This window comes from Paenibacillus zeirhizosphaerae (genome assembly GCF_030705605.1).
Taxonomy (GTDB): Bacteria; Bacillota; Bacilli; order Paenibacillales; family Paenibacillaceae; genus Paenibacillus; species Paenibacillus zeirhizosphaerae.
Map to the genome: position 1 here is coordinate 117,695 of NZ_JAPCKK010000034.1, position 14,398 is coordinate 132,092.

Consider the following 14,398-nt stretch of genomic DNA (forward strand, 5'->3'; position numbering starts at 1 on the left):
CCGGAGAGTTCTTGCATTTTTTATCCCTACATTTACAGGTAGCTGTCCCTTCACTGGTTCCCTCTATGTAGCCACTTTTTTCGATCAACATAATACTTGTTGGTAACGGTGTAAGCCCATCCTAATGGAGATAAGTGAGTTCCTTTGGAGTAATCCAACAATACCGGATTATTGCAATTTTTACATCCTGATATTTTCTGTAATCGATCTCGGCGGAAATAATACTCGGCTCCACACTTACATTCAACATGGTGTAGGGTGTCGCCCTCTTTTTCTAATTCTTCAGGGTAATCATTGCGAATTCCGTCGACATATTTCGGTGTAATTAATGGAAGAATTTCTTTATTATCCGTCCCTATTAAATAAGAGCTTGTTGAATGGTGTGTGGCAGGGCTTGTCGTTGCAGGCTCTGATTTGACTACTCTCTTATCTGCCTTGAATCCTACCGACTCATAAGCCGCTGCAGCTTCGCCCGTTACAGGAAAAGGCTTAGTGAAGAATTCCGTATGACCATCCCCGACGTGCCAATGAGAAATATTGCTTGGATTTAACCCTACTCTACCATCACTACTTATAAAGTTAGCGGTGCTCTCCCAGCACCTTTTCCAGAGCTCCAGGTCCTCTCTAGATAAGTAAACCGCTTGCTTTACGCCCCCGCCAATATAGATAAACAGTACATTCAAATCGGCCATATACACCTCCTAGTAAGTGCTTGCCACTAAGTGCTTGCCACATCCCATAAACAGCTTCGCCCGCAGTAACCATACAGGAGCTTGCATCCTAATCATAACTTACCTTAGCTCCAAGTCCAGAGTTTCTTTTCTCCAGCTCTTCTACTATTTCGCCTTCCCACACAAAAAAACCAGCCGCCGAAGGATATTCGGCGGCTCGCGTTGATGAAGGAACGTTCATTATCTCTTTTTCATACGATTGCTTGTGAGCTTGCTTCCCAGCTTGCTGGCTGGTTTGCTGGATGTTCTGCTCTTTATTTTTGCTTTGGGATTGCTAACGCTGGCCTTGCGGCTTACAGCGGATGTTTTCTTAGCCTTCTTGTTCCGGTAGCTATTGATGCTGGCGGGTCCAGGGACCCCTACGGGAGGAGTGAAAGTCCCAGGGTTCTGAGGAGCCGCTACTTCTTCTCTTACGGTGTACACATAACAATGCTGATACACAGGGCAGCAATGGGTTTTTTTCACAATCTCAATCGGATGAATGACCTTCACCAATTGTTGCTTGTAAATGTTCTGATACTGAGTTTTCGGTGGATCTATAATCGTCTGGTCCGGGCATTTTCCGTTGCTGCAGTTGTTCGAGCCATGACCGTAGTAACCGGACATGTAATTCACCTCCCCTTTCGTTATACAGCATTATATGTGGGTAAAAGAGGAGGGGCTTGTTTGTTTGTCTATCTATTGCAAAATAGTTGGTAGGCCATTATTCGCTTGCCCGGCGAGGGGTCATTCCTTCGATTCCAGCTTGATCTTCATCAGAGCTCTCAGCTCGCTCCGATCCAGGAACGGATACATATCCTCAATCGGCCGGTTCACGGCCAGCTTCGGGTGTACCTCCGTATCGGTTTCCAGGTTGACCTCCACGAGATAAGGTCCCGGAAGCTCCAACGCTTCGCTAATGATGTCCTTGGCCTCCTCAAACCTCATGATCCGCCTCGCGGGGATGCCATAGGCCTCCGACACCTTCATCAGATCGGGACAGCCGTAGCCTTCGACTGTGGATTGCCGTCGTCCGTCCAGAGCCATATCCTGAAATTGCCGAACCATGCCCAGGTGATGATTATTCATCACGAAAATTTTCAACGGCAGCCGATTTTGCACAATCGTGTGCAGCTCCTGAATGTTCACCTGAAAGCCGCCGTCACCCACAATGACAACCACTCTGCTGTCCGGTTCACACAGCGCGGCTCCGATTCCCGCAGGAAGGGCAAATCCCATGGCCCCCATGCCACCTGCGTTCAGCAGGCGCTGTCCCTGCTTTAATTGAAAGGATTGACTGGCCCACATCTGATGCTGACCGACATCAAGCACAATCAGATCCTTCTCTTCGCAGCAGACAGACAGGAGCTGAACGAACTGATTCGGATCGATGATGCCGGGCTTCATCGGTCTCACGCCGCTTGGGTAGCGCAGCATATAATCCTCAATTGTCCGCCGCCATGCCGCATATTTGCGCTTCGGTGCCTGGGGCACCTGCTTGTTCATCTCCTGCAGAAACAGCTTGACGTCAGCATGAATCACAACATCTGCGCGGACCTTGGCATTCAGCTCGGTTGGATCAATATCGACATGAACCTTCCTCGCTCCACGCGCAAAGGTAGCTGGCTTCGTTCCCGTCTGACGGGTATCCAGCCTGGAGCCGAGAATCAACAACAGGTCACAGGTCGCCACTGCCAAATTGCTGTAGCGGTTCCCGTAGGAGCCGATTAACCCCACGCTTAAGGGATGGCTGCTTGGCAGGGCATCCAATCCGAGTAAGGAGCTGACCACGGGGATAGCGCTCTTATCCACGAACTCCCGCAGCTCGGACGTCGCGTTCCCCACCCGGACGCCTCCCCCGACCAGCACAAGGGGGCGCTTCGCCTCGGCCAGCAGGCCAAGCACCTCCTCCAATTCCGGGATTTCGCCGGCGCTCGCATAATCCTCATATTGGAGGTGCTCCTCACTGCCGAAAAAGCTCTCCAGCTCATCCGGCTCGATCTCCGCACGCTGCACATTCATCGGCAGATCCAGCAGGACTGGACCCGGACGGCCATGCCGCGCGAGGAACACCGCCTTTTCGAGCTCATACCGGATTTTCTTTTCGTCGATCAGGAGCTTCGCGAATTTGGTAATCGGCTTAACGATGCTGACGATATCCGTCTCCTGGAAGCCGATTTGTCGGACAGGCCGATCAAACTTATATTCATACGTATTGACTTGACCGGTAATAAACAGGGTGGGAACAGAATCAAAATAACAGCTTCCGATCCCAGTCAGCAAATTCAGCGCTCCGGGACCTCTGGTCGCCATCGCCACCCCAAGCTTGCCGTTAATCCGCCCGTAGCCTTCGGCCGCGAAGGCGGCGGCCTGCTCATGATGCATCGATACCGTCTGGATGTCGTCGGCATCCATCGTGGAATCGATCAGATGGACGATGGCGCTGCCTGTCATTTCGAAGATATGCTTGACACCTTGACGGCTGATGAAATCGATGACGTAATCGGACAATTTCATCCTAGTCCTCCTCTACACAGATGCCTTACCCTAAATCGCCGCCATATACGCTTCAATCTGATCCACACAGGCCTGCCGCATATTTTCGTGCCGCTGATAGGCTTGGTACCACTCTACCGTATACTTGAGGCCTGTAAGGGTATCCCATCGTGGAGACCAGCCGAGATGCCGTTTCGCCTTCGCACTGTCCAATTTCAGGTTAAGGGCTTCGTGCGGGGCCGCCTCGGTATCGACCTGGTAAAAATTATCCTTGCCCCACAGCCTCCCCATCTCTCTGACCAGCCATTCCACATTCCGTTCGTTGTCTTCGTTCGGACCAAAATTCCACGCGCCACCGTAGGTATTCCCGTGCGTCACCATCGATTGAACGAGCTGCAGATATCCGCTTAACGGTTCAAGCACATGCTGCCATGGGCGAATCGCCGCCGGATTCCGCAGCATGAGTGGATCGTCCCCGGTTAAAGCGCGCACACAATCCGGCACAATGCGATTATCCGACCAATCTCCGCCCCCGATCACATTGCCGGCTCTAGCCGTCGCAACCACCGGCAGCGGAGCCGGATATGTATCGGGATTGAAATAGCTGCTGCGGTAAGCGGCCGTCACCATTTCGGAGCATGCCTTGCTGTTGGAATACGGATCGTAGCCGCCAAGTCTGTCATGCTCACGGTAGCCCCACACCCATTCCTGGTTCTCGTAGCATTTATCCGTGGTCACATTGAGGACGGCGCGCAGCTTTCCATTCAGCTCCGAGGCTTGCCGAACGGCTTCCAGAACGTTCACCGTCCCCATCACATTCACTTCAAATGTCTCAACCGGATACTCGTATGAATATTGCACCAAGGGCTGGGCCGCCATATGAATGACGATATCCGGCTCGGCCGTAAGCATCGTCTCCAGCAGGTGCCCGCGGTTGCGCACATCGCCGGTCACGGACAGACAGATGTCTCCGACCCCGGCCTCCGTGAACAAGTTGGGCTCTCCCTTCGGTTCCAGCGCATAGCCGGTGACCTCTGCCCCCATATGGTGCAGCCACAGAGTGAGCCAACTGCCCTTAAACCCCGTATGCCCGGTAATCAAAACCTTCTTGCCGTTCCAGAAGCTGCTAGATACTGCCATGACGGTGTGCCCCCTTAGTTTTTTTTCCAAGGAGCCTGCCCGCTTTTCCATAGCCCCTCCAGATAATTTTTGTCACGGAGGGTATCCATCGGGTGCCAGAAGCCGGTATGCCGGTATGCCATCAGCTCGCCAGAGGCGGCCAGTGTTTCAAGCGGTTCCTTCTCCCACACCGTCGAATCGCCCTCAATATGATTAAAAACAGCAGGCTCAAGCACAAAAAAACCCGCATTAATCCAGCCGCCATCCCCCTGCGGCTTCTCCTTGAACCCTAGTACCTCCGAATGCTCCCCCATCTCCAGCATCCCGAATCGGCCGGTGGGCTGCGTGGCGGACACGGTTGCGGTTTTTCCATGAGATCGGTGGTATTCGAGCAGCTCGGTGATGTTAATATCAGCAAGGCCGTCCCCATAGGTCAGCATAAAAGTAGAATTGTCCACATATTTCTGAATACGTCTAATTCTTCCCCCGGTCATCGTATCCTGACCTGTATCCACAAGGGTGACCTTCCACGGGTCCAGATACTGATTATGAACTATGATCTCGTTCGTCGTTTGATTGCCGTAATCAATCGTGACATCCGAGCCGTATAAATAATAATGGGCAAAATATTCCTTAATGACGTTGGCCTTGTAGCCAAGACAAATGATAAATTCATTCTGACCGTAATGGGAAAAGATCCGCATAATATGCCACAGCAGCGGCCGATCTCCGATCTCAATCATCGGCTTCGGCTTCAGATGTGTCTCTTCGCTGATCCGGGTGCCGTAGCCGCCTGCCAGAATCACGACCTTCATACGGTTGCACCCCCGCTCTTCAATATTTTTCCAATCGTATCTGCCGTATACTGCAGCATCTCCTGGGTTAATCCCGGATACACGCCGACCCAGAAGGTATTGTTCATGATGATGTCCGTATGGGTCAGCTCACCGACCACACGATGAGGAATGTTCTTGTAAGCAGGCTGACGCAGAATATTGCCCGCGAACAGCAGCCGGGTGCCGATACGGAGCTCCTCAAGCTTCTGCACCAGCACATTTCGGGAGACCGGAGCCTCTTTCCGCAGCGTCATCGGGAAACCGAACCAGCTAGGGTCGCTGTTCGGCGTAGCTTCGGGCAGAATCAGGAATTCCTCAAGCGGCTTCAAGGCCTGCATCAGAAAATTAAAGTTCTCTTTGCGCTGATCGACGAAGCCCGGCAGCTTCTTCAACTGCGCCACCCCGACAGCCGCCTGCATATCCGTCACCTTCAGGTTATATCCGATATGGCTATACGTATATTTATGATCATAGCCGGCTGGAAGATCGCCAAGCTGCCAGTCGAAGCGTTTACCGCAGGTATTGTCTACCCCCGCATTGCACCAGCAGTCTCTGCCCCAATCGCGGAAGGACTCGACAATCTTCTTCAGTCTTGGGGAGGATGTCAGCACCGCGCCGCCTTCGCCCATCGTAATATGATGCGCCGGGTAGAAGCTGACGGTAGCCAGATCGCCGAAGGAGCCGACATTCTGCCCGTTGTAGACCGAGCCTACCGCGTCACAGGTGTCCTCGATTAACCAGAGATTATACTTATCCGCGACCCGCTTCACTTCCTCGAGATTAAACGGATTGCCGAGCGTGTGCGCAATAAAAATAGCCTTCGTCTTCGGGCTGATTGCGTCTTCCAGAAGCGTCGTATCGATGTTATACGTGGGAATATCGACATCCAGAAATACCGGAACCGCCCCGTTCTGGAGAATCGGGTTAATGGTGGTCGGGAAGCCGGCAGCCACGGAGATCACTTCGCTCCCAGGCTCAATTCTTCGGTCCCCGAGACGCGGAGAGGTCAGCGTAGAGAAGGCCAGCAGATTGGCGCTGGATCCCGAGTTGGTCAGCATGGCATACCGGTTATTCATGATACTTGCGAACTCTTTTTCAAAGGCTTGAGCATACCGGTGTGTCGTTAATACAAAATCCAAGGAAGCATCCAGCAGGTTCGCCAGCTCGTCGCTATCAAACACCTTGCCGCTGACCGGGATATAATCCACGCCAGGTCGAAACACCTTCTTAGACCACTTCAGGTCATGGTATTCCGCGCTTAATTCCAGAATTTTATTGCGCAGATCCCTTTCGGATACAGACATCTAAATAATCCTCCCCTATTTACAGCTTTATTGCACTCTTCTACTTATATCTATATGTGCCCGTAGGCAAATGATGTGTCACTGAAATTTATGAGCGCAAGCCGAAGCATAATTTCCCAACTGGCGAATATGATGTAGCAAAGCGGACAGGCGAAGCGAGAATAGACACCGGCTGATCAAAGATTCGGTGAAGATCCCGATTCATTTTGCGTTTCGGGATGAACACCTTTACTATAGATGACCACTGTACGATAGACCGGCGGAAGTCGCGCGCCCTCCGGTATCTGGCGTACAGGTGCTGTCACTTATTCATGCTTGTTGGCTGGAAATAACATGAGCCTGCCGCTCAGGCGGCAGGCTTCGTTGGAATGAAGAAAGGGGTCACATAGCGTGAATATATCAAAGCAGACCGGAACATAATACACCTACTACCTGATCAAGGAGATGGCTATTATGATGCAGTGGCTCAAATTCGTGGTTATGGGGATTCTGTTCTGGCTCATTGCCACAGCCTTCTTCCGGCTGCTCGGTCCGTACGTGCTGCTCGGCCTGCAAGAGACATATTTCATTACATTCCTGCTCCTTCTGCTGTCCGTTATATTGCTGCTCGTCGCCGGGATATCCCTGTTTGTCAGACTGCGAATGTACCGTGACAGAGGCTCCGCCACACGTTTCGGATTCTGGCTGGCTTTGAGCGGACTGGTGATGAACGGCTTCATTTTTATGTATCGGTCTTATGTATTTCCAGCCTTCACTCCCGAGCAGCATGAATCCTATATCATCTGTATTATCTTCGGATGCGCATTGGCGCTGTGGGTCCCTTCCCTGATGGATCGCCTGATTCGTGCGCCTCGTGAGCCCAAGATCACGTTCCAGGCAAACGTCGATCCTGAGACTCATTCCGCTTCCGAGGCCAAACCGGACATTCCCCCACGGGATGCCGATATTTTGGACGAACCGAAGCCGTGAATGAACCCTGGCATGCTCACGAAAGTCCGGATGAAGCATTCGCCTTCTCCCGGAAGCGGACTCCCGCATTGCCGACCATCAGACTCGCCAGTGTAAAATACAGGTCCGTTTCCTGCGGATTTTCGGCAGTGCTGTACGCCGAACCGAGCTCCAGGCACGTTAAAAAAGTACCGTATCCCGCTATGGTCGGATATTCCTCGGCCGGACCGGTGCTCAGCGCTTTCCGCAACAATTGGATGGCCTTGTCGCTTTCCCCCGTTGCCCTGCAGCCGAGCGCCATGAGATGATACAGATCCGTGAATCCGGGATATAGAGCAATGCTTTCTATACTGTGCCGGATCAAGTCGGAATAACGCTTCATTTCGGCCAATGCCAGCAGCCTGTATTTGTGCGCACTCGCCACCAACGGCTTCGGCAAACCGGGGGATCGATTCAGGAATGCATTAAAGTGATTGAGAGCCTCTTCAAAGCTTTGAATTCTGCACAGCTCAATGCCCAGATAATAAGGATATATCGGATAATCAGGGTGCTCCGCCATGGCTTGAAGCAGCAGCGATATATTTCGTTGCGCCTTCTCCTGACGGGTGGCATTCTGGGACAAGTAACCGTAATGATGGATATGTATATCCACCTGCGCCAGTATCAGATTGGGCTTGAATCTCAGCATACTGGGCATAATCTGTTCGTGAACTCTTCCTTCAAAGCGATATTGCGGCCGGTTCCGAACCATGCGATGCAGAACGAGGCATTCCATTCCCCTTTCAAGATGACTGCAGAGGATGAATTGCAGGCCTTCGATCCCCTGCTCCCGGATAGCGTCCCGGGTCAGGAGCTCTTTCAGTTTGTTCGCCCCATTCACATCCAGCTCTTCATCGGCATCCAGCCAGAGAATCCAATCCCCTGTCGCCTCATCCAGCCCACGATTACGGGCGTCCGAAAAGCTGTCCTGCCACGGCATCTGAATCACTTTAGCGCCGAAGGTCTTCGCAATCGCGATCGTATCATCCGTCGATCCGGTATCCACAATAATGATCTCATCCACAATAGGCTGGACGCTGCTGAGGCATCTCGGAAGATTCTTCTCCTCATTCCTGACGATCATACATAACGATATGCTTGGTTGATCCATAACCCACCTCATTTGGCATTGTGTTAGGACCTTAGACTCCACTTGATCGCGGAGTCTGAGATCCTTCAAAGAGCCTTAAGTCTATTTCCAGGCTTAACGGTGGTAAGATTATTGGACATCACCGTCGGCCGCATCCGTGATATCTGTTGCATCTGTTGGGGCCTCAACCTCTACTTCCGTGTCCGCCGGTAATTCTGCAAGCAGGTAAAAATTATGCTCGACATTCTTCTCCACAAAGTCTTCTGCCGTATCCACAAACGTGAGCGCCCCGTAAATACGTCGATTGTCGATATACTGGGGAATCCCGGCATTTCTCAGCCCCTGACTGAAGATAACATACTCAAAGCGAGCGCTATCATCGTCATAACGCGCATAGGGCAGAACTTCCTTGCGGATTAAATACGTACAATGAATGACATCCACCTGAATCAACCCTATGATCGCTCTATAAAGAATCTGAAAGTACGGGTCTGACGGTATATAATAACCGTTGGCATCGGTCAGATGGTGAAAATTGGAGTAGTTGCTTTCCTGGACCTCGGCCACCTTTAACAAGGGCGCTACCGCCGGCAGGCCGGTGTTCATCAAGCTTTCAAGCGTGTCCGGCGCAATGAAATTGTCGCAGTCCACGACTGCATAATGAGTCCCTCTCTCCATCGCCCACTGTATCGATTCCATCCTGATTCTTCCCAGAACCTTAAGCTTGAGAGCATTCCAATCATGAGGGCTGTATTCCTGCACTGGTTCTTCCACATCGCCGTCATCGAAGTAGACCTCATGATAATCGTCTTTTACACGATCGACCCAGTTTTTTAAGATCTCCGCCGTATGATCGTTATTGTTGTTCGTCCGGATATAGAGATTAATACTTGAGGAAGGGTATGTTTGCCGTTCAATCATTTTCAAATACAGAGGTAACACATGCGCTTTGTCCTTAGCCAGTATAGCTAGGGTCAATAATTCCTGGGTCATTCAATGATCTCTCCTTAGTTAAGATACGATAACGCCTGATGGATGGCCGCTCTAAGAGGCTATTATCTTATACAGATTATGCCAAGGATGGATGAATGTTCACGGGATTTAACTCATGGGATCTGTCATCCTATTTTATTTTGGGGAGACTCGTCTCATACCTACATATGACCGCAAATAGCCAAAGATCACGTGTTGCGGATGCCGTGACAACAGCAAAAGGCCACTGCCTCGCCGCAGGGCCCGCATCGTACTTAGTTTTTGCTTTCAGCATTCCATGGCTCTTGAAATCTGATCCCCGCATGGCTAACCATTAAGCTCACCAGGGTAAAATACAGGTCCGCTCCCAGCGGATTTCCGATAGATTCATACAATAAAGCGAGATCCCGGCACGTTAAATAAGTGCCATGCCCCGCCACAGTCGGATATTCCTCCCCAGCCGGACCGACGCTCAGCGCCTGCCGCAGCGAAGAAATAGCTTTATCCGTTGCCCCCAGTTGGTTCCAGCCGATTGCCTCCAAATGGTATAGATCCGGGAAATCCGGAAATTCCGTGATGCTGTCCCTGCTTAGCCGGACCAAGTCAGAATAACGCTTCATGGCGTCCAGTACAATGAGTCTGTATTTGTGGGCACTTGACAGGATCTGCTTGGGAACCTGAACCATATGCTCCAAAGCCCTATTCAAGTTGGAGAGTGCTCCCTCCAAATCATTAATTCTGTATAACTCAATAGCCAGATAGTAAGGATAGTGCGGGAAATCCGGATGCTCCGATATGGCTTGACGAAGCAGCGATATATTTCGCTCGATTTTATCCTGACGGATAATATTTCTGGCCAGGTATCCGTGATGATGGATATGAATATCCACTTGCCCAAGCTGCACATCTGGTCTGGCTTCCACCATGCTTGGCAGAATCTGTTCATGAACCCTGCCTTCAAAGCGGTATTCCGGTCGGTTCCGAACCATTCGGTGGAGACGGTTGTACTCCACGCCTCCCCCTTCCAGATGATTGCAGAACACAAATTGAAGGCCTTCGATCCTCTGCTCCCGGACGGCATCCCGGGTCAGCAAATCCTTGAGCTTGTCGGCTTCATCCACATCCATCTCTTCATCGGCATCCAGCCAGAGAATCCAGTCCCCGGTTGCTTCTTCGAAGCCTCGGTTGCGGGCGTCCGAGAAGCTGTCCTGCCATGGCATCTGAATCACCTTGGCTCCGAAGGCCTTCGCAATCGCAACGGTATCATCCGTTGATCCGGTATCCACAATGATGATCTCATCCACAATGCGCATCACACTGCTGAGACATTTCGGCAGATATTCTGCTTCATTCTTGACAATCATACATAATGAGATGCTTGGTTGATCCATAACCCACCTCTTTATCATTCATGCATACATTTGATACTACATTCTATGAACAGCAATAGGGAAGGTTCCGCCCACCCGTGCTAAATTGACACGCTCAATCCAAAAAGCATGAGTCAAGGGAATTCCGGTATCCTTTTACTCATGCTTATTCATACGCTGCTTCTTACATATTCATACTTTAATCCGCATTCGGACAGGTCCGCTAAAGGAGATTTTTACCGCGTTGGTGATCGTCAACCTTCAGTATACGGTGTTCGACCCTCTTGAATAAACTGATGAAGGCTAGGGCCATTAAGCGATAATTCGGTTCATTCAACTCAACACCGTTTCCCCTCGGTCTGACTACGCTCTTATGCTGTACCGGTTCCCTGTGCTCCCCCATGATGTTGCTCCTTCCCTGCGTTGTCGTACAGTGTATGAGCAGAGACATGTCTGAATTCCCAGGGCCGGCACCTCCTTCATGATTCTTAGAAATGATTTCGTCTTTAAACGCATTTTTGGCAATGAAGAAAATAAAGATGTACTACCCCCCTTTTTTGTGCGATATTGAAGCGCATTTCATGAAATTGTCCAAGCTGGAGGATCGGTCTGTTCCTGAAAGGGGCCGACAAATTGAATTCGGAGGTGCTCAAGATGAATGAACCCACATTGAAAAATGCTATGGATACGCTGGAGTTTCTTAGCCAGGATCAGGAGACGCGCAGACGATATGAGGAGCGGCAGAAGTATTTGCATGCTGAAGCCTCCACGATCGAATGGGCTACGGAAAAAGGGAAAGCGGAAGGAGAACAAAAGAAAACCATGGAAATCGCCAGAAATATGCTCGCTTTGGGCATGGAGGTCCCCATCATCGCCAAAGCAAGCGGACTCTCCGAGGCCGAGGTCCAATCACTTAAGCCCCTTCCCTAATTGCTTCACTCTTATATAGCCCATGCAAATCCTGGATCTATGGTTGACCCGCACCCTCTGAATAAGCCAAGGGTACAACGTGGTATGAACCCGTTGTACCCTTGGCTTTTGTCCCAAATTATGGATGATCCAGCAGAAACACTTTATGGAACAGATTCACTGAAACGTTTACGTTGAACTAAAACATTTCACTGAGGTGGTTTACTCTGGAGGACTGAACTGGCTGCTATCCATCTGTTGAAGTCAACAGCAAAAAAGAACCCTGATAAGCCAAGGTTCTTGGTCTACTTTCCTCAACGGATATAACGTTCTCGACTGATTGATCGTACAGAAGACAATACATCGAACATTCGATCGTGCTGTTCAACCGTTGCTGCGATCTCATTGATGGCCTCGGCGCTTTTTGCTACCTGCTCGAAGATTAGGTCAATTTTATTTTCAATCTTTGCCAAATCTTCTTTAGTAGCCATATTAGCTAAATCTTCTTTGGTAGCCATATTAGCCAAGTCTTCCTTAGTAGCCATACCAGATGCCATATTAGCCAAGTCTTCCTTGGTGGCCATACCGGATGCCATATTAGCCAAGTCTTCCTTGGTAGCCATACCGGATGCCATATTAGCCAGGTCTTCCTTGGTGGCCATACCGGATGCCATATTAGCCAGGTCTTCCTTGGTGGCCATACCGGATGCCATATTAGCCAGGTCTTCCTTAGTGGTCATACCGGATGCCATATTAGCCAGGTCTTCCTTAGTGGTCATACCGGCCAAGTCTTCCTTGGAAGCCATACCAGATGCCATATGAGTCAAGTCTTCCTTGGTGGCCATACCGGCCAAATCTTCTTTTACGACCATCGCAGATTCGAGATACTCCAGCTTCTGGAGTATCTGTGTCAATATCTCCTCGTTCACGGAAACCGCCTCCTGGGTAGAATTATAACATATGCGACAGCGTTGTTGCATTCCAAATCGCTCTGTAATGCGAGGTTAGTTGCAACGAATGGGCTTCAGTCCGCGGCAAAAAAAGACCAGCTAGGATCGCTGGCCCCCAATGAACTATATAGATTCTCTTATGCTCCGCCGTTGTGCTCAAGTGGTTGGATAACCGTTCCCGTACCTTGAATCCCGTTAACTAGAATAAGGCTAGTGACTACTAACAGCAAAGCGATGATTTTTTTCATTTCGATACACCTCTCTAAAAAGAATTTGGTATGCTACCTGTGTTTCGGAAGCTGCATATTCTCTAAAGCTTTCAAACAGACCCACACACTTGATAATAATGGTCTCATTGCTAATGATAGACGACTTTTGCAAACATTCCAATAAATATTTAAAGCCAACCTTATACTGGCCTTGTTGCAAAAAGTACTTCGACAGCTCACTCAGCAAACGAGAATATCGTTCTGCTTTGAATCTCTTGCTGTAGATCACGGTCCCCTCCAATTGCTCGCCCAAGGACTTGATTTCCAATTCAAAGCGCAGAAGAATATCGTCAATGTTCACATTGCTTCTGTTAGCTGCATCCACAATATTCAATAATGACAAAAGAAATTCATCTTTATTGGTTTCAAAGTAGTCCACATAGTCGTAAAGTACACTGAAATCTCCGGAAAATAATGTAGATACATAAAAATTCGCTTTGGCCCACCCTTGAAATAGCCTCTTCCAATGCTCGGTGTCCTCGTCACGCTCCTTGACCCAGCTTAAATCATCATATCTTGAAGCAAACTCTAGAGCCTGCTCATAGTCCCCTCGTTCTTCACAGACAGAGCCGCGCAGCAAATCACTATAGACAATATACACAAACAGCGGTCTACTCAGCTTAGAATAAGGGTCTTCCCCTCTACGATGCTGCCGACGCTCCGCAAAGTAGTGCATTCTTCCCCTGGTCCCCATCAGCTCGGCTATCTTATCCACCTTGTCCCACTCACGCAGGGAACGGTAGACATTGGCCAGATCCTTGAGCGCATCCAGTTGCAGTACTTCGTCCAGCCGTTCTATGTAGGGTTCGAATTGGGCTGCTACCTGCAAGTTGTGCGTCTGATCTTCACCCAGCCTGATCGTGAACAAACGATATTGACAGAGCGCCAGACGTTCGGAATGCTGGGAATGCTCCGTTACCGCCACACCTTCATATAGAATGGCAGCAGCAGCCTTTTTCCCTTCCTGCAGCAGCTCTTCCGCAGCCTCAAACAGCACGGGACAATACACAACACTGTCCAGCAGCCAATCGGTGATCTGTTGAATGTAATCCAGCTTGTTCAATTCCGCGCATCTGAAAATAAAAGGCCTAAGTCTCCTCCAATTCGGCTGGGCTGCAGCTATGTTCTCTTCTATGTATAGCTCGTAGAAATAGCCTTCATGGAGTCCCATGAGCTCGGTGATCCGGTCAAGCTGGCTTACCGCCATGATCCTCCCGCCGGTGATGACCATACTAAGAGTCCCTACATTCAATCCCGTTCTGCGTCCCACATCACTAAGCGTTAGCTTTTCGCTTTCCATGAACTTTTCGACTTCTGAGCGTATCGTGGTTGTCTGACCCAATCTAACCACCCCTTAATCCTTTACTAAACAAAGCTGGAATATTA

At 50.2% G+C, this 14,398-nt stretch carries 12 protein-coding genes and 1 pseudogene; 2 read left to right on the forward strand and 11 right to left on the reverse strand.

Annotated features, from left to right (window positions below):
- Positions 1–50: 50 nt before the first annotated feature.
- The 6 genes from OIN60_RS21795 to rfbH all read right to left on the reverse strand — a co-directional run bounded on the left by OIN60_RS21795 (position 51) and on the right by rfbH (position 6,465).
- Positions 51–692, reverse strand: coding sequence for a hypothetical protein (locus OIN60_RS21795; RefSeq protein WP_305756976.1), 642 nt, complete (start codon positions 690–692; stop codon positions 51–53).
- A 219-nt stretch (positions 693–911) separates the two neighbouring features.
- Entirely contained in the window at positions 912–1,337 is a 426-nt protein-coding gene (locus OIN60_RS21800) for a hypothetical protein (RefSeq protein ID WP_305756977.1), read from the reverse strand.
- A 120-nt stretch (positions 1,338–1,457) separates the two neighbouring features.
- The gene (locus OIN60_RS21805) at positions 1,458–3,227 is read right to left on the reverse strand and encodes a thiamine pyrophosphate-binding protein (RefSeq protein ID WP_305756978.1); all 1,770 of its coding nucleotides are present in this window, start codon (positions 3,225–3,227) and stop codon (positions 1,458–1,460) included.
- Positions 3,228–3,257: 30 nt separating this feature from the next.
- Entirely contained in the window at positions 3,258–4,346 is a 1,089-nt protein-coding gene (rfbG, locus tag OIN60_RS21810; protein ID WP_305756979.1) for a CDP-glucose 4,6-dehydratase, read from the reverse strand.
- A 14-nt stretch (positions 4,347–4,360) separates the two neighbouring features.
- A complete protein-coding gene (gene rfbF, locus OIN60_RS21815; protein ID WP_305756980.1) occupies positions 4,361–5,140 on the reverse strand; it encodes a glucose-1-phosphate cytidylyltransferase in 780 nt (259 codons plus the stop codon).
- Positions 5,137–6,465, reverse strand: coding sequence for a lipopolysaccharide biosynthesis protein RfbH (rfbH, locus tag OIN60_RS21820; RefSeq protein WP_305756981.1), 1,329 nt, complete (start codon positions 6,463–6,465; stop codon positions 5,137–5,139). The genes rfbF and rfbH overlap by 4 nt, the downstream gene beginning before the upstream one ends.
- Before the next feature lie 453 nt (positions 6,466–6,918).
- Here rfbH and OIN60_RS21825 point away from each other — a divergent pair, with 453 nt between their 5' ends.
- On the forward strand, positions 6,919–7,434 hold the full coding sequence (locus tag OIN60_RS21825; RefSeq protein WP_305756982.1) for a hypothetical protein: 516 nt from the start codon (positions 6,919–6,921) through the stop codon (positions 7,432–7,434).
- A gap of 16 nt (positions 7,435–7,450) precedes the next feature.
- Here the strand turns inward: OIN60_RS21825 and OIN60_RS21830 are convergent, their stop codons facing one another.
- The 3 genes from OIN60_RS21830 to OIN60_RS21840 form a co-directional block, all read right to left on the reverse strand.
- Positions 7,451–8,563, reverse strand: coding sequence for a glycosyltransferase (locus tag OIN60_RS21830; protein WP_305756983.1), 1,113 nt, complete (start codon positions 8,561–8,563; stop codon positions 7,451–7,453).
- Positions 8,564–8,671: 108 nt separating this feature from the next.
- Complete coding sequence (locus OIN60_RS21835; protein WP_305756984.1) at positions 8,672–9,535, reverse strand: glycosyltransferase family 2 protein; 864 nt, start codon at positions 9,533–9,535, stop codon at positions 8,672–8,674.
- 254 nt (positions 9,536–9,789) lie between these two features.
- A complete protein-coding gene (locus OIN60_RS21840) occupies positions 9,790–10,905 on the reverse strand; it encodes a TPR domain-containing glycosyltransferase (RefSeq protein WP_305756985.1) in 1,116 nt (371 codons plus the stop codon).
- A gap of 536 nt (positions 10,906–11,441) precedes the next feature.
- On the opposite strand from OIN60_RS21840, the pseudogene OIN60_RS21845 reads away from it, so the two are divergent.
- A pseudogene (locus tag OIN60_RS21845) lies at positions 11,442–11,814 on the forward strand (Rpn family recombination-promoting nuclease/putative transposase); the annotation flags it as partial.
- A 293-nt stretch (positions 11,815–12,107) separates the two neighbouring features.
- On the opposite strand, the gene OIN60_RS21850 reads toward OIN60_RS21845, so the two are convergent.
- On the reverse strand, positions 12,108–12,707 hold the full coding sequence (locus OIN60_RS21850) for a hypothetical protein (protein WP_305756986.1): 600 nt from the start codon (positions 12,705–12,707) through the stop codon (positions 12,108–12,110).
- A 246-nt stretch (positions 12,708–12,953) separates the two neighbouring features.
- A complete protein-coding gene (locus tag OIN60_RS21855; RefSeq protein ID WP_305756987.1) occupies positions 12,954–14,354 on the reverse strand; it encodes a helix-turn-helix domain-containing protein in 1,401 nt (466 codons plus the stop codon).
- Positions 14,355–14,398 lie beyond the last annotated feature (44 nt).